The sequence below is a fragment of the uncultured Gemella sp. genome (genome assembly GCF_963515875.1).
Taxonomy (GTDB): Bacteria; Bacillota; Bacilli; order Staphylococcales; family Gemellaceae; genus Gemella.
The window spans coordinates 18218-34990 of record NZ_CAUPZX010000016.1 but is presented as its reverse complement, the minus strand read 5'-3'; the positions used below and the strand labels follow the sequence as shown (position 1 = coordinate 34990).

14 protein-coding genes are annotated in these 16773 nt (G+C 30.6%); 3 read left to right on the top strand and 11 right to left on the bottom strand.

Annotation, left to right across the window (positions count from 1 at the left end; genetic code table 11):
• From RWL85_RS04360 to RWL85_RS04330, 7 genes are all read right to left on the bottom strand, one after another.
• Window positions 1-778: YSIRK-type signal peptide-containing protein (locus RWL85_RS04360; protein WP_314085373.1), on the bottom strand; the 778-nt coding region annotated here is incomplete at its 3' end.
• A gap of 947 nt (window positions 779-1725) precedes the next feature.
• A complete protein-coding gene (locus RWL85_RS04355) occupies window positions 1726-3393 on the bottom strand; it encodes a SulP family inorganic anion transporter (RefSeq protein WP_314085371.1) in 1668 nt (555 codons plus the stop codon).
• Between the two features lie 340 nt (window positions 3394-3733).
• On the bottom strand, window positions 3734-4630 hold the full coding sequence (gene miaA, locus RWL85_RS04350) for a tRNA (adenosine(37)-N6)-dimethylallyltransferase MiaA (protein WP_314085370.1): 897 nt from the start codon (window positions 4628-4630) through the stop codon (window positions 3734-3736).
• Window positions 4631-4638: 8 nt separating this feature from the next.
• Window positions 4639-6813: a DNA mismatch repair endonuclease MutL gene (gene mutL / locus RWL85_RS04345; protein WP_314085368.1), complete on the bottom strand. Its 2175-nt coding sequence runs from the start codon at window positions 6811-6813 to the stop codon at window positions 4639-4641.
• Between the two features lie 5 nt (window positions 6814-6818).
• On the bottom strand, window positions 6819-9578 hold the full coding sequence (gene mutS, locus RWL85_RS04340) for a DNA mismatch repair protein MutS (protein WP_399533574.1): 2760 nt from the start codon (window positions 9576-9578) through the stop codon (window positions 6819-6821).
• Between the two features lie 269 nt (window positions 9579-9847).
• Window positions 9848-10021, bottom strand: coding sequence for a hypothetical protein (locus RWL85_RS04335; RefSeq protein ID WP_314085365.1), 174 nt, complete (start codon window positions 10019-10021; stop codon window positions 9848-9850).
• Complete coding sequence (locus RWL85_RS04330) at window positions 10014-10214, bottom strand: hypothetical protein (RefSeq protein WP_314085363.1); 201 nt, start codon at window positions 10212-10214, stop codon at window positions 10014-10016. Before RWL85_RS04330 ends, RWL85_RS04335 begins: the two co-directional genes overlap by 8 nt.
• Before the next feature lie 192 nt (window positions 10215-10406).
• Between RWL85_RS04330 and RWL85_RS04325 the strand changes: the two genes are divergently transcribed.
• The 3 genes from RWL85_RS04325 to RWL85_RS04315 all read left to right on the top strand — a co-directional run bounded on the left by RWL85_RS04325 (window position 10407) and on the right by RWL85_RS04315 (window position 12730).
• Complete coding sequence (locus RWL85_RS04325) at window positions 10407-10610, top strand: hypothetical protein (protein ID WP_314085361.1); 204 nt, start codon at window positions 10407-10409, stop codon at window positions 10608-10610.
• A gap of 456 nt (window positions 10611-11066) precedes the next feature.
• On the top strand, window positions 11067-11231 hold the full coding sequence (locus RWL85_RS08565) for a putative holin-like toxin (protein ID WP_399533571.1): 165 nt from the start codon (window positions 11067-11069) through the stop codon (window positions 11229-11231).
• A gap of 218 nt (window positions 11232-11449) precedes the next feature.
• Window positions 11450-12730 carry an FtsW/RodA/SpoVE family cell cycle protein gene (locus RWL85_RS04315; protein WP_314085357.1) on the top strand — a complete coding sequence of 427 codons (1281 nt, stop codon included), beginning with the start codon at window positions 11450-11452 and terminating at the stop codon, window positions 12728-12730.
• Between the two features lie 38 nt (window positions 12731-12768).
• Here the strand turns inward: RWL85_RS04315 and RWL85_RS04310 are convergent, their stop codons facing one another.
• From RWL85_RS04310 to RWL85_RS04295, 4 genes are read right to left on the bottom strand one after another with little or no spacing between them, the layout of a single operon-like run.
• Window positions 12769-13830, bottom strand: a complete 1062-nt coding sequence (locus tag RWL85_RS04310) for a M42 family metallopeptidase (protein ID WP_314085355.1) — start codon at window positions 13828-13830, stop codon at window positions 12769-12771.
• 4 nt (window positions 13831-13834) lie between these two features.
• Window positions 13835-14104 (bottom strand): hypothetical protein, encoded by a 270-nt coding sequence (locus tag RWL85_RS04305; protein ID WP_314085353.1) that lies wholly within the window; start codon window positions 14102-14104, stop codon window positions 13835-13837.
• A 10-nt stretch (window positions 14105-14114) separates the two neighbouring features.
• Entirely contained in the window at window positions 14115-14987 is an 873-nt protein-coding gene (locus RWL85_RS04300) for a 2-oxoacid:ferredoxin oxidoreductase subunit beta (protein WP_314085351.1), read from the bottom strand.
• Window position 14988: 1 nt separating this feature from the next.
• On the bottom strand, window positions 14989-16731 hold the full coding sequence (locus RWL85_RS04295) for a 2-oxoacid:acceptor oxidoreductase subunit alpha (protein ID WP_314085349.1): 1743 nt from the start codon (window positions 16729-16731) through the stop codon (window positions 14989-14991).
• Window positions 16732-16773 lie beyond the last annotated feature (42 nt).

Below are 16773 nucleotides of genomic sequence, written 5' to 3'. Positions count from 1 at the left end.
TTCTAACGACTCTGCTTCCATCACTCGCACGGTGACGTTGATAAATTAATAAGTTGTCACTTGAATCCCATGTTGGAGAAATTGAAGCCGCTCTTACATTTGTTCCTTCTTCAATCTTATTCCCATTACGTGAATCACGAGATCCAGTGTTAGCGATTGTATTTTTTCCTTCTTTTACTACTTTTTCAGGAGCATTAGCCTTCGGCATTGAAGATAATACAGAGATTTTCTCATTAAGTTTTTTAACTAATACATCAATTTCGGCTTGTGTTAACTCAGCATTATTACTATTAAGTATATTTTTAGCATTTTCTAAATCTATTTTAATAGCTGCTAGAGTAGAAGCTGGTGCTTTATCTTTATTGATTTTTTCTAGCAGTTCCTCTACTTTTTCAATATTAGTTTGTAATTTATTTTTATCTAATGCCTTTTTCTCTACTTTTTTGTCGGCATTAGCATCATTTTTTACTGTTGGAGTAGCATCAGCTGACACTTCCTCCTTTTTAGTTGGCTTTGCAACTTCTTTTTCTGCTAAGATATTGTTATTTAGAACATCTGTTTTTTCATCAGTTGAACTAGTTACTTTCTCAACACTAGTATCTTTTTCTATTTTCTCACCTGGTACTTCTCCCGCATTAGCTATACCAGCTGCACCAAAGAAGATACTAGCTCCTATAACAACTGAAGCTGCACCAACTTTAAACTTTTTAATAGAGTAAGTTTCTACTTTTACTCCACTTTTCGTATCCCTCAGATACTTATTATTTTTTCCTATCACTTACGTTTCTCCTTCCTTTTTATTGCTTAAAGATAAATAAAAACAATTATATAACTATAGTTATACATGATAAATAGCCATTTATAAACAGTTCACCCTATTTACCCATGTTTCCAATTATACATTATACTATTTATACTTTAAATATACTTTAATTAATCTATTATTCTCTAGATGAAAATAATATTTAATTCGTATTTGTATTATAATATTATATCATATCATCTTTCGCATTGCCATATATATATATATATATATTGTGATAAATATATCGAAAAAAATGAAATAAAATTTTACTATCTTAAAAAATTTCTTTTACTAAAAAAATTACTAAATCTATAATAATATAAACTATAAATTTAACACTTTATTTATTATATGACAACCATGGTATAAACATATTTATTTCAATAAAATAAGTGACTCAACAAAATCGTGATTTTAAAAAAATCAATTTTATCGATTCACCCCTTTAAAATATTATAACAGTTTACATATAAAAATATACACTACTATTTGTTCTCTATTTTTTGTTTCACCTTATTATACCAACGAATAACATGAATACGCTCCAATAAGTGTGGTAATAATATAATTACAATAATAATTGAATTTATCACTTTATTTAGTATTTCACCAAAGAAACCTATCAACACTCCTTTATTTACTATTGTTATAAATTAATCTTCGACATATACTGTACCTGTTCAAAACTAAGCCGCCCTAAAAATAGAGAAAGGGACTGATAAAATTATCAGTCCCATATATTTTTAAAAAAATATTATTAAGTTTCGTATGGTTATATTTTACATTGTAAACCTTATATGAAATTAAAATTATAATTAAAATTTACTTAAAATATCATTCTAGGTTTAACCTATTTTAATTATTATATTCTTGAAAAAAATATTCTCATACTAAATTCACACAGTGAAATTCTTTTAATTCTATACTCCCTGTATCTTCCCTAACTTCTCTGCTCTTTCTAAAGATGCATCGATATTTTCACATAGATTTTCTTTACCAATTTTCTCTATAAACCCAGCTTTTTCCATAACATGATAAGGCTGCTCATTTACATGCGATAATATTAGTGTTAGCCCACGTTTTTTACATGTTTCTAATATTTCTTCAAGTACTTCTAATCCTGAAATATCCATAACAGGAACATTACGCATTCGTATAATCAAAACATTTTTTCCTTCACCATGTTCAAAATTAGTAAATACATTTGCTGCTCCGAAGAATAACGCTCCAAATATTTCATAGACAATTGTATTTTTAGGAACATATTTTAAGTCAACTTCTTCTGACAGTTTATCATCATCAGATGAACCTTTATACGTCCATTGTCTAACTTCTGCAATATCAGACATACGTTTTAAGAATAAGAAAGCCGCTAGTACCATTCCGAATTCTATCGCAATCACTAAATCGAAGAATAGCGTTAATAAAAAAGTAATAATCAACACTACAGTATCACTCTTAGGTGCAGTCTTCACCATACGTACACAAGTACGCCATCCACTCATATTATAACCTACAATTATCAATATAGCAGCCAAACAACTCATCGGTATATATGATGCATATGGCATTAAAAATAACAGTATTAATAATAGAGTAAATGCATGTACCATTCCAGCTACTGGAGTTCTACCTCCATTTTTTACGTTAGCTGCCGTTCTCGCAATTGCACCTGTCGCAGGAATACCACCAAAAAGTGCTGACATAAAGTTCCCAACACCTTGAGCTACTAATTCTGCATTAGATTTATGCTTACTACCTGTCATCCCATCAGACACTACAGCCGACAATAATGATTCTATAGCAGCTAATATTGCTATCGTAAATGCAGGTAACATCATCTCTCTAACTAAAGAGAACGAAATTGTAGGCACTGTAAAACTAGGAAGTCCTGCTTTAATCGTATATAGATCACCAATAGTTTTTACCGGCAATTTGAAAATAGCTACTAAAAATGTTGTTACTAGTATTGCGATTAAAGAACCCGGTATTTTCTTAGAGACTTTTGGCCAAAATACTTGAATTAATATCGCAAGAACACCTACTGCTAAAGTTATAAAACTTATACTTTTTATATTATGACTATACGCAACTATCTTTCCAACAAACTCTGCAGGAACTGCTCCCATGCTTAATCCTAGGAAATCTTTAATTTGACCTACAACTATTCCCATTGCAATCCCTAGTGTAAAACCTATAGTAATTGTTTTCGGAATAAATTTAATCAAGTCACCAAAGTGAAATAATCCCATCAAGATTAACATAACTCCTGCCATCAGTGTTGCAACAGTTAATCCTGCAATCCCGTGTTCAGCTATAATTCCATAAATAATAACGACAAATGCTGCAGTAGGTCCACCAATCTGAATCCTACTCCCACCTAAAAATGAAATAAAAAAACCTGCTATAATCGCAGTATAAAGACCTTGTTCCGGGTTAACTCCAGATGCAATCGCCAAAGCAATCGATAAAGGTAATGCTATAACAGCTACTATCAAACCAGCAATTATATCTTTTAAGCATTGTTCCTTTGTATAATTTTTCATTACACTAAATAACTTCGGCTTAAGATATTTAAATGAATTCATCTTCTCCTCCTACTTCCTGAGAATCTTTAGTATTACTAGTTTAGCATATAATAAAGAAAAACTCTAGTTAAATCAGAAATACTTTTGAAATATTTTAAAATTTCATAATATATCTTCTTACAACTAGAGTTCAATCTATTATATAATAAATTTATTTGTTATAAATTTTAAAAAGAGGTTGCTATAAACGTTCTAGATTTTTTAAAAAAATTACAAGAAAACTCATAGACGCAGTGGTTTATTCATGTCTAAATTCGCTTTATGAAAGCTTTTTAGACATCTAATAAACTGTACGGGGAGACTCGACAAAATCTTGTTTCTAAAAATCACGATTTTTGAGTCACTCCCTAAATTTCCCCTTGATATCTCTTATAACATCTGCCAAAAGTTCCTTTTTGGCAGTATCATACCAAGTTCCATCCATTTTATTTCTAAACCATGTTAACTGACGTTTTGCATAGCGACGTGAGTTTTGAGAAATAACTGCAATAGTATCTTCTTTAGAAACATCACCACTAAGATACGGAATCATCTCCTTATATCCTATTGCTCCTAGAGCTTGCAGTTCCGTACCATACTCATCTATAATTTCTCTAACTTCCTGTTCAAGCCCTTCTTCAAACATCAATTCAACACGCTTATTAATACGATTATATAGGACTTCCCTATCGGTATTAAGAACTATTAAAAATGGATTGTAACAATCTAGAACAGTATCACCATTGTTGTTGGCCGTTACACTTTTCTTTTCATTCACCACATAATTATATGCATTGATTACACGACGATGATTTTCTATGTCAATCGCATTATATGTATCTGGATAGTTCACTTTTAGATATTCTCTTGCCATATCTACATCTATATCATAAGTTTTCTCCTCTAAATCAGTAAACTCATAATTATTAAGAACCGCATTCATATAAAAACCAGTTCCACCAATTAATAATGGCATCTTCCCTCGAGAATGAATTTCTTCAATTTTCTTACGTGCTAGCTTTTGAAAATCATAGACAGAACAAGTATCAGTAGGTTCTAATTCATCTATTAAATGATGAACTACCCCATCCATCTCTTCTTTTTTCACCTTTGCAGAACCTATATCAAACTTTTTATAAATTTGAACACTATCTATAGAGATTATTTCACAGTTGAACTCTTTTGCCAGTTCAATACTAAGTGCTGTTTTACCGACTGCGGTTGGTCCTACTATCGCTATTAAAGGTATTTTTTCCATCTTACCTCCTACACTATACGCTTAAACATTTTTTCTAAATCTTTTTTCTCCATTTTTGTAATTATCGGACGTCCATGTGGACACGTAAATGGATTCTTACATTCATAAAGATCACTAATAACCTTATTCATCTCGACATCTGTAAGAACTTGATTTGCTTTTATAGACATTTTACAACTTGCCATAGCAATTGCATCATTTCTTAATTCGTTGAAAGTTATATTGTTATTTCTAAGAACCTTCTCAACAATAATTTTTATCATTTGTTCTTCATCTTCTTCTATCCAACCAGGAAACTCACGAACAACATAAGAATTATCTCCAAACTCCTCAAATACAATACCAAGTTCCTCAAATTTTTCTAAATTATTACGAATCTCAGCCGCTTCTTCTACTGAAAAATCAAACATAAGCGGTATTAACATCTGTTTTTTATAATTCTTTCTTTCGATAAATTCACGTTGCAGTTTCTCATAATTATATCTTTCCGCAGCAGCATGCTGATCAATTAGAAATAGCTTATTATCCGCTTCTGACAAGATATATGTTTTAAAAATTTGAGCCAATACTTTTAAATCTGGCAAAGTTCTAACTTTTGTATCATCATCTTGAACGATTTTCACATCTTTAATTTCATTGAAATGACTATCATCTGTTACTAAATTAGAGACTAATTCTTCAGTACTAATATCATAACTCGTGTTATCTTCTTTTTTTGAGAAGTTCATGAAGTTCTCTATCTCTTTTTTAGTCGGCTTATTACCATACTTATTTCTATTGTCACGAGGATGTGAACTGTAGCTTAAATCTGGTAGGTCACTCTTAATTTTTTGAGTTTTGCTTCTTTGATTAAACGTATTTTCTTTACTTTGTACCGGTGTTTTTTCTTCATTAGAGTTTGTTAACAAATCTCCTCCAAAAAGGAACTCATCTTCATGGATAACATGACTCACAGATTCTTCTTGATTACCAGAAAAACTACTATCATCTTCTGTTTTTATACCTATTTCCTTTGACTCTTCAGAGAAACTATTCTCACCTTGAACTTTGTCCACAACTCCTCTTTGCTCCGTTGAGGAAATACCCTTATCTTCTTCATTTCCAAACTTATTATCAAGTTCATCTAAGAAATTTATTTTTTCGATTTTCGCTTTTTCTTTTTTCGTAAGAACATTATTCATTCCTTGTGGAATATATGTATAATTACTTAGTCTCTCTGCGATAACTTCTTTTATTAGACGGATTAACTCCGCTTCTTTTGATAACCTAACTTCTTGCTTAGTTGGATGCACGTTAACATCTAATAAAATTGGATCCATCTCGATATTAATTACACATAATGGATACCTATTAATCATTAATAATGTACCATAAGCATCGATAATAGCATTTTGAATTCCATAGTTTTTAATATAACGACCATTGATAAAAATATTTATATAGTTCTTACTAGCTCTTGTCTCTTCTGGTACAGAGATATAACCAAATACTTTGTAATCATCGTTACTACCACTAAATTCTATCATATTTCTAGCAACACCCATATTATAGATTTTAGATAAAATCTTATGAACATCACCATCACCATAAGTTTTAAAGGTAATCTTACCATCTACATGCAGTTCGAAAGCTACATTAGGATAAGACAGGGCAAACTTATGAATAATATTAGTAATATTAGCTTGTTCTGTATGTGGATTACGCAGATATTTCAGCCTTGCCGGTGTATTGTAAAATAAATTTTCTACACTTAAATCAGTTCCTTTAATAGGTGCGTAATATTCCTCAGAAACTACTTTTCCACCTTCAAGAACCAACATCTTTCCTTGTGCTTCTCCTGCACAACTCTTTATCGTTACTTTACTCACAGAAGAAATACTCGCTAATGCCTCACCTCTAAAACCTAAAGTTTCTATATGAAATAAGTCATAGTCAGCACTTATTTTACTAGTCGCATGGCGTAAAAATGCACGTGCCAAATCATCATTAGTAATACCACTACCATTATCAATAATTCTAATTTGTTGAATACCAAATTCTTTAATTATAACTTTGATATTAGTACTTCCTGCATCAATAGAGTTTTCAACAAGTTCTTTTACAACAGAAGAAGGTCTTTCGACTACTTCTCCTGCTGCTATTTTATTTGATAATTCTGCAGATAATATATTTATTTTTCCCATTTAATTTATTTCACATCCTCACTTATTTTTCGTTGTAATTCATATAGAAGATTGAACGCCTGCATTGGTGTTGTTTCTAAGAAATTTACACTTTCTAATTGTTTTTTAATTTCATCGAATTTCTCATTATCACCATCAAAATCCAATTGTAATTTTGCATAGTTTTTCCCTGATTTTTCTTCAGCTTTTAATTGTTTTCTAATAGTTTTCTCTAACTCTTCTTTAAGTTCTTTTTCTAATTCTTGACGAAGTTGTGCTCTTAAAGCTTCCTCATCTACTTTTACAATCTCTTCTTTAACTACTTTACTACTATATTCTTTTTCTAGTTCTTGACGTATTTTTTCGCTTAGTTTTTCTTCAGATTCTTGTGATGAAGCATCACTTAATACTTTATTATATCTAGCATTATCAACAAGATCCTCACTACCTTTATTACCACTTTCTAATTCTCTTAAGATTTCATTAGCTCCTACGATAACATCTTCTGGTAGATGGGCAAGCTTGGCTACATGAATACCATAACTCTTCTCGATAGGTCCTTCATTAATTTTATATAAGAAGATTAGTTTCCCATGATCTTCTTTTGCAGAAACATGGATATTCTTTATTCCCTGGGTAATATTTTCCAATTTTGTAAGTTCATGATAGTGAGTTGAGAATAGTGTTTTACATTTGATAGTATTATTAATGTATTCTAGTATTGATTGAGCTAAGGCAATACCATCATAAGTCGATGTTCCACGACCAATCTCATCAAAAATTAATAATGAATTTGCAGTGGATTCTACTAGGGCATTCTTCGCCTCTATCATCTCAACCATAAACGTTGATTTACCTCCGGCTAAATCGTCACTCGCACCAATTCTAGTAAATATCTTATCAAAAATTGGTAAATCCGCAGAGGCCGCTGGAACAAATGACCCAATCTGTGCAAGAATCACTATAAGAGCAAGTTGCCTCATATAAGTAGATTTACCAGACATATTCGGCCCTGTAATAAGCAGGATATTATTGTCTTTATCTACTTTACAATCATTACTAATATAGCTATCAGCACTCACATTTCTCTCAACAATCGGGTGTCGACCATCAACAATATCAATAATATTATTATCATTGAATTTAGGTTTTACATAACCGTATTCTTCTGCCACATCAGACAATGAAACGAACACATCAATATCACTTAGAGTATTCGCCACTCTTTGTAATCTTACGATATAATTATGAATCTTCGTCTTAACTTCTTGAAATAATTGTAATTCTAACTCTTCTATTTTCGTTTTAGAATTTACGATATGTTCTTCAACTTTTTTTAGTTCTTCAGACACGAATCTCTCACAGTTAGAAAGTGTTTGTTTCCTATGATAACCTAGTTCTATTGGATCTATAGTCTTAAGTCCTACTTTAGATATTTCGATAAAGTAACCGAAAATCTTATTATATCCAACTTTTAGATTTTTAACCCCTGTTTTCTCTTTTTCACGTTCTTCGATTTCTAATAATATTCTATTTCCGTTTTTACTAGCATTCTTATAACTATCTAACTCTTCATTGAATCCTAATTTAATTACATTTCCATCTTTAACTGTTTGACCAGCTTCTTCATGAATTGTCGCTTCAAGATAATCGTATAAATCTGTTAACTCATCGATATTCTCTGCGATATCTTTTAGCTTATTAGATTCGAATCCTAATAATAATTTCTTGATTTCTGGTATTTGAGCCAATGTTTTCTTTAGATTTAATAATTCCTTAGGACTTACAATATTATAAGAAACTTTTGTAGAAATTCTCTCAAGATCATATACTTCTTTCAAACTAGTTTTCACATCCGCTTTTTCAAAATAATGCTTAGTAAAATCCTCTACGATTTCCTGACGTTTTTTAATTTCTTTAAGATCTAACAATGGATTTTCTAACCATTTTTTTAGTTTTCTTGAACCCGCAGCGGTTGATGTTTTATCCACAATGCTTAGAAGAGAACCTTTTTTCCCACCATTAGCCATATTTTGAGTAACTTCTAAGTTTTTTAATGAGTAGTTCGTCATATAAACAAACTTATCTTTGAAATATACTTCAAAATCTTTAAGGCTTGAAATATCTTTATTTTGAGTTTTTTCAATATAGTCTAAAAGAACATCACATGCTACACGTAGATTACTATCAGTAATATTACTCGTTTTTTCCTTAGTAATGTCATTAGTTAACTCAACTTCAGTAATATAAGCACTAATATCCAACTCTTGATCTTTTATGCTTATTACCTCTTTAATATTATTCTTCAGTACTTCATCCTGAAGGTCAGTCATATTTTTAAGTACAGTACAACGACTATCACCTGTCATAATATCACAAAACGCGAAGTAGATATTATTATCTTCAACATATGCACTACCTAGGTAGTTATTCTCATCGTAGTTTTTGTAGTTCATATACGTCCCTGGTGTGATTACCTGAACCACCTTACGCTCTACGATTTTCCCTTGACCAGGTTCAGAAACTTGTTCACATATCGCTACTTTATACCCGTTATTAACTAAAGTATCAATGTAAGTAGCTGATGAATGAAATGGAACTCCACACATAGGAATTTTTTCAGCTCCTCCATCGCGAGCAGTTAAAGTTATTTCTAATATTTTTGACGCTCTAGTCGCATCTTCAAAGAACATCTCATAAAAATCACCAAGACGGTAAAATACAAATGCATCTTGATAATCTTTTTTTATCTTCAGATATTGTTCTATCATTGGAGTATATTTCATCTCAAAAGTTCCTTTCTCTTTATTTCTTCCATGTATCTATAACATATATAATTTTAGCATAAAACACGAGTTTTTTAAAATAGTATTCCTTAACTTCTAAAGTGTTAATATTTCAACATTGTTATTTTTTATATATTTATAACCATAAACATATTATACATTTTTCAAAAAAATCAATAGAAACTCGACAACAAATCTAGTACCAGTAGTTCTATAAGTTAATCTCGGTTCGTTATAATAAAAGTACTTATAAACTATACTAAATACTTTTATTTTTCATATAATGGTCTGATTTTTGAATTTCTATCAGGGTTTGGAAGTCCTAACCTTTTAGCAAATTGGCAATACTCTTCAAATTCCTCATCAGTTTTATGACAGTTAGGTATATGCCTTAAATAACTGAACCTTTTAAAATCATTTTCAGATAATTTCTTATTACACATTATTATTTTCACCTCTTATATTTAATATTTCTATTATTTTTTCTTCTGTCAAGTCTTTCCATCTTAAATTGTTATTTTTTATATATTCACTTAATTTTCCCATGTCAAGATTTGGATAAAGATTTTCAGATGCTGTATATCTACTATCTGTTGCATATTCATCAAACTCATATAGTAATTTATCATCAACCATAAATATTTCTCCTTATAATACTCTATATAATCCCATTAATTACAACATTTTCTCACAAAATATACATAATTTAAAATAACATTTTTCAAATTACAAAAAGATTAATACAACAAAAAACTAATTCCTGTTGTAAACATAGTATAAAATGATTATAATATAAATGAAAGATTATTTTGAAAGAGGCTGAAGAATATGTTTAATGATGACTATAATAAAATGAATGATTTTGAGAAATTTATTTATTTATCCGATATTTTTGAACCCTATGTTGTTGATCGAATACAGAATGGAAAATTAGTTTGCGAATTCAAAAAAGACACTCCATTGATAGCACGAAAAGCCAAAGAAATGTTTGAAGAACTAATCTCTTCACCTGGATTTGAGCTTCCTAGATAATAAAATAAAAGGGGCTACCCCAAAAGTTATAAAATTTAACAAAGTGTATATGAGAACTCATAGACGCAGTGGTTTATTAATATCTAGATTCGCTTTATAAAAGTTTTTTGAATATCTAATAAACTGTACGGGAGTGACTCGACAAAATCGATTTCTACGAAATCACGTTTTTGAGTCACTCCCAATTTATAAAAGTCTTCTTTTTTCATCACAAATATTCCTCTATATCTAAAATCCATTATATCACTTTTTCAATTAATAATCTCGTTCAATCTATTATATTGTAAAAAATAAAAAAACTAAAAATAGATAACAGAATAATTTATAGTGTTCATACTATTTTTTAGAATCACTCCTTTGATAATTGATTATTAGATTTTTATTTGATATAATCGAGTTGGAGAGAGAAGTTAGGGAGTGTAATATCTTCTAAATAAGGATGGTGGCTACTTCAATATGAAAGGAGATGATGCTTATGCTCATAAGTGTCAAAATCTTGAAGAAAGGAGTAGCAAGTTGTCAGCTTACGAAATCATACAAACGATTATTGGAATCAATCTATTGATTGTTACAATAGTTGGTGTATGTATCTCAGCTTTTAAAAATGACAATAAAAAATAACCATCTTTAAAACTTTTGAACGGGTTAAGATGGTTATTTTTTAATAACATTTTAATCAGAGTCACCGTCTTTGCAACGGCTCTCTCTTTTATATTTTTATTCTAACATAAATAAATTTAGAATGCAATATTTTTGATAGACAGTAATTATACATATAAAATATTTATTTTTTAAGAATAACTAGTTAAATTGTATAATTACATCAAAGGAGTTGACTTATGTTAAATTTCATAAAAAATAAAACAAATTTATCGATATTAATTTTTTACTTTATATTTAGCTTTTCTAGTTTATTATTTATAATATTAGCTGAATATAACAACAATAAAATACCTACGTTATTTCTTAAACAATTTATTTTTTATGCAATTGGATTAGGAATAATATACTTATTACAAAAAATACCAATTGACTACATAGAAAAATTATCTATTTTTTTCTATTTATTCACCTTAATTCTATTGGCAGGAATATTCCTAGTTCCTTCTAACTTTGCTCCGATAGTAAATGGTGCTCGCAGTTGGTACAACTTGGGATTATTCACCTTGCAACCATCAGAGTTTGGTAAAATAGCTACTGTAGCAATGGTAAGTATGTTAATAAAAGAAAAGAGTTTTAAGGGGAATACTGACACTATAAAACTTTTAAAACTAGCATTAATTATAGCTATACCTTTTATATTAGTTCTAAAAGAAAACGATTTAGGAAATGGATTGTTTTTTATCTTTTTATTTTTAGGTTTAGTCTTTTTAGTCAGTAACAAGGGAAAAACATTATTTAGAATCTATTCTGTTGTTATAGTAGTATTAGCAATAATTATCCTAGCTGCACTATACTTTCCTAGATTACTTAATTTTGTTGGTCTGAAATCTTATCAGCTTAACCGTATCCTTTCGTGGTTAAACCCTGAAGCATATAAGCTAGATTATTCTTATCAAATTACTCAAATACTTAAAGAAGTGAAATTAGGTGGATTAACTGGTACGTTTGCGAAAAATAAAAACTATATCGATGAGCAATTTAATGATTTCATCTTTTCTATAGTTGCTAAAAACTTTGGATTCATAGGAGCATCAATATTTTTATTTATTTTCTTTATATTTATCCTAAGGTTATTCAACATAATGAAAAAATGTGAACAAGGTAACTATAGTTATTATTTTATTCTTCTAACTATTTGTAGCTTCTGCTTCTCATTTTTTACTAATATTTTTTCTACACTAAGTATAATTCCAGTAATAGGTATTAGTATGCCATTCATAAGTTATGGTGGTAGTTCATTAATAGCTAATAGTATTCTCTTCGGAATTATTGTTAAAATAAACTCCACTATCCATGAAGAATATATGGAAGATGAATATTACGAAAACTACGAAGAAGAATATAATGAAGCTCAGTATATTGATGATTCTCATCCTTTAGATCCTGTATATGGAAATAACAATAACTATTTCGAGGAAAACCCTCACCAATATAGACGAAGTAAACGAAAAAGATAATACTGTGGATGGAAAAACTTCCTATCCACAGTATTATCTTATTTTCTTACATCCTCAATGAATTTATCATCGATAGTTTCAATTAATTTCCCTAAAATTGCTTTAGCAGCATAGTAATCACGGATATCAAATACTGCGTTATGCGTGTGAATGTAGCGTGCACAAATACCGATTACAGTAGTTGGAATACCATTTAATGCTTGGTGAATATTACCTGCATCTGTTCCACCTGGTGAAGTGAAATATTGGTATTTAATTCCATTTTCTTCCGCAAGTGCTACGATTTTTTCTCTCATATTCGCACGAAGAACCATTGTTCTATCAACTAATCTAACTAAGAATCCTTCTCCTAAACGTCCATTGCTTGTTTCTTTACCATCCATATCATTAGCTGGACTACAGTCTACAACGAAACATACATCAGGTTTAATCATATTAGCAGCAACTGTTGCACCACGTAGACCTACCTCTTCTTGAACAGTTGCACAAGCTACTAAATTAAAATCTAATTCCTTATCAGCAAATTGCTCCAAGATTTCTGTAATAATTACACAACCATAACGGTTATCTATAGCCTTGCTCATAAATCTATTCTCAGTAAGTTGTTCAAAAGTTGTTTTTGGAGTAACGAATGCACCTTCACGGATTCCCATTTCTAAAGCTTCTTCTCTTGAAGATGCACCTACATCGATAGTCATATCGCTAATTTTTACATTCTGTGCTACACCCGCAGTGAAGTGTTTTGGAATAGATCCTATAACACCAGTGAATTTTTTCCCTTCATATGAAGTTACTGTGTATGTTTGAGCTAAAAGAACATCTTCCCTGAATCCACCAAGTGTTTCGAACTTAAGCATACCATTTGGTAATACTTTAGTTACGATAAATCCTACTTCATCCATGTGAGCTGCTATCATAACAGTTTTAGCATTCTCTTTTTTAGACTTTTTAATAGCATAGATTCCACCAAGATTATCGAATTTAATCTCATCAGCGTACTTAGATAAATTTTCTTCTAAATATCTTGAAATCTCACTTTCAAATCCTGATGTACCATCTAACATTGTTAATTCTTTGAATCTTTCTATTGATTTACTCATTTTCTTATACCTCTTTTATGTACTCTATTGTTTCACTTTCTTTATTATAACGAACTTCGTACTTAATATTATCATTATCAAAATAGAACATTAAATATGAATTTTCTTTTAAGTTAAGCGTATAACTATCAATAACATCATATCCTAGCGCTATTAATTTATTTCTACATCTATCTATGTGATCATTATCTAATTCTTGTTCTTCTGTTTTTTGATAAATACGATATCCAGCATAAGCTGCTGCTAATGGAACTAGTATTTTTCTGAATTTCATATTTTACCTCTTATCTGAACTCATCACATAACGCGTTAAACATTTCTTCACTAAATTCTAAGTTTTGGTGAGCAACTGGTTCATCACGTTTATAGTTACGCAAAGTATCTTCGTAATGAGGTTTCTTCTCGTTTTTATAAATTACACCTGTTACAAGGTCATTGTGCTCTTCTAATACTCTGTAAGCCTCTAATTTATTAGTATTGTCATAACCTTCTATATCAGAAAGTTTTGTTAAATTCTCTTTATACCAAGCCGGTGTATTTTTGTAGTTATATGTTTTACATGGGCTAAATACATTGACTAATGAGAATCCATCATGATTGATAGCTTCCTCAAAAATTTGCATCATTTCTTTCATATCGCCAGTGAAGGCTTGAGCTAGGAAGGTAACTTCACAAGATAAAGCAATTTTCATCGCTGATAATGGTTTTTCCATTACACCCTCTAATGTTGTAGTTGTTATCAAACCTTCATCAGACTTAGGCGACATTTGACCTTTAGTTAAAGCGTAAAGTTGGTTATCCATTACTACATAAGTCATATTTACATTACGTTTCATAGCGTGAACAGCGTGACCTATACCAATGGCATATCCATCTCCATCTCCACCCATAGCGAAAACTGTTAAATCTTGGTTAGCTAATTTTATCCCTTGAGCTACCGGAAGTGAACGTCCGTGTAATCCTTGAACTCCATATGCTTTTGTATATCCACTAATCTTTCCAGAACATCCAATCCCCGCAGAGATTACAACATTCTCAGGTTTAATCCCTAGATTTACAACAGCTCTATTTATACCCGCAAGTACCGAGAAGTCTCCACAACCGGCACACCAATCGGGCTTAACATCATTTTTATAATCTTTTAATGTTACTTTCAAATTATTTCTCCTCCTCTAGTAATTGTTCAACAAGTTGGTGAGTATAATAAATATCTCCATCATATTTTAGTAAACTTCCAATTTTTTCTGAATTATGATATTTACTTGCAATCACTGTACGTAATTGCTTATTATGATTGTGTTCAACAATATATACTTTTCTATACTTATCAAAAGTATCACGAATAGACTGAGCAACTGGATAAATTTGACGAATTTGCATAGTATCAATCTTCATACCTTGTTCTTTCAGTTGCTTAGCTGCTTTATTTAATACTCCATAAGTTGAGTTAACACCCACTAAAAGAATATCTTTTTCATCATTATACTCATTTAATACAAATGGTCTTTCAACTAATGCTGATTCAATCTTGTTAGCACGTTTTTCTTTTTGACGTACCGTGTTACGTTTAACTTCTGAAGGTAATCCTACAACTGAGTGTTCATAACTATTTGCATTATGAATTCCACCTTTTTGACCAGGAATTGTTCTATTAGAAACTAATACATCAGTAGTATAACGTTTGAAATAGATAATATCCTCTTCAGTAATTTCTTCTTGTTTCAATAAGTTTCCACGATCAATTTGAGCTCTGCTAAAATCAAAGCTAGGAACTGTTTCTTTGTTCATTCCTAATTGTAAATCCATTAAAACAATAACTGGAGTTTGATATTTTTCTGCCATATTAAACGCGTCAATCATAGTGTAGAAACAGTCCTCCACAGATGTAGGAGCCAATACAATACGAGATGCATCCCCTGTTCCACCATAGACAGCGTGGAAAATATCAGATTGCTCTGTCTTAGTTGGAAGACCTGATGAAGGTCCACCCCTTTGAACATCTACAATAACAACTGGTTGTTCTGCCATCGCAGCCATTCCTAAAAATTCAGTCATAAGCGAAATACCAGGTCCAGAAGTTGCAGTCATAGCACGTACCCCAGCAAAGTTAGCACCAATAGCTACACCTAATGCTGCAATCTCATCTTCAGTCTGAATATAAGCACCATTAACCGTTGGAAGTTTATCAAATAAATATTCCATTATCTCTGTAGCCGGTGTAATAGGATACCCTGCATAAAGTCTACATCCCGCAACTAACGCCCCAAGCCCTGCTGCATGGTTACCGATTAACCACATGTTCTTATGGGTTGGATTTAATTTTTTAAGATAATATTTATCATTTATATTATTCTCAGCCATGAATTCACTCATGATTTCACGACCTTTATCAAAAGCTTGAATATTAGTATTAACAATTTCTTCACCTTTACTAGAGAATTTAGATTCAATCATATCATAGAATATTTTTGAATCAATATCTAATAATGCTGAACAAATTCCAAGCGTAATAATGTTTTTAATGATTGGATTTGCAATCTCTTTTGCTAAATCTGTAATTGGGAATACCGCTACTAAGCCTTTAATTTCTTCCGAAATTTCAGGTTTAATTTTAGCATCCGCAATAATAATACTATTTTCATCTAATTCTGGGATATAGCTATCTAATGTAGCTTGGTCAAAGGCTATAAGAATATCAGTCTTGTAATCAATAACATTTATTTTCTCTTCCGATATACAAATTTTACTATTACTGTGCCCACCTTTAATTCTACTTGCGAAGTCTCTTGTAGAATACATGTGATAGCCTAGTGTATTTATTACTGTAGAGAATATCTCGGCTGTACTTTCTAAACCTTCACCTTGTTCTCCACCAATTTTCCATCCTAATTTATTAATCATATAATCTCCTTTAATCTCTTTCATTAGAAATTTACTCGTTGA

Excerpts from the sequence above, each read along its gene's own strand:
- miaA (WP_314085370.1), bottom strand. The coding sequence starts at position 4,630 with ATGGAAAAAATACCTTTAATAGCGATAGTAGGACCAACCGCAGTCGGT.
- RWL85_RS08565 (WP_399533571.1), top strand. The coding sequence starts at position 11,067 with ATGAAAGGAGATGATGCTTATGCTCATAAGTGTCAAAATCTTGAAGAA.
- RWL85_RS04315 (WP_314085357.1), top strand. The coding sequence starts at position 11,450 with ATGTTAAATTTCATAAAAAATAAAACAAATTTATCGATATTAATTTTT.
- mutL (WP_314085368.1), bottom strand. The coding sequence starts at position 6,813 with ATGGGAAAAATAAATATATTATCTGCAGAATTATCAAATAAAATAGCA.
- RWL85_RS04330 (WP_314085363.1), bottom strand. The coding sequence starts at position 10,214 with ATGGTTGATGATAAATTACTATATGAGTTTGATGAATATGCAACAGAT.
- RWL85_RS04305 (WP_314085353.1), bottom strand. The coding sequence starts at position 14,104 with ATGAAATTCAGAAAAATACTAGTTCCATTAGCAGCAGCTTATGCTGGA.
- mutS (WP_399533574.1), bottom strand. The coding sequence starts at position 9,578 with ATGAAATATACTCCAATGATAGAACAATATCTGAAGATAAAAAAAGAT.
- RWL85_RS04325 (WP_314085361.1), top strand. The coding sequence starts at position 10,407 with ATGTTTAATGATGACTATAATAAAATGAATGATTTTGAGAAATTTATT.
- RWL85_RS04295 (WP_314085349.1), bottom strand. The coding sequence starts at position 16,731 with ATGATTAATAAATTAGGATGGAAAATTGGTGGAGAACAAGGTGAAGGT.
- RWL85_RS04310 (WP_314085355.1), bottom strand. The coding sequence starts at position 13,830 with ATGAGTAAATCAATAGAAAGATTCAAAGAATTAACAATGTTAGATGGT.
- RWL85_RS04335 (WP_314085365.1), bottom strand. The coding sequence starts at position 10,021 with ATGTGTAATAAGAAATTATCTGAAAATGATTTTAAAAGGTTCAGTTAT.
- RWL85_RS04355 (WP_314085371.1), bottom strand. The coding sequence starts at position 3,393 with ATGAATTCATTTAAATATCTTAAGCCGAAGTTATTTAGTGTAATGAAA.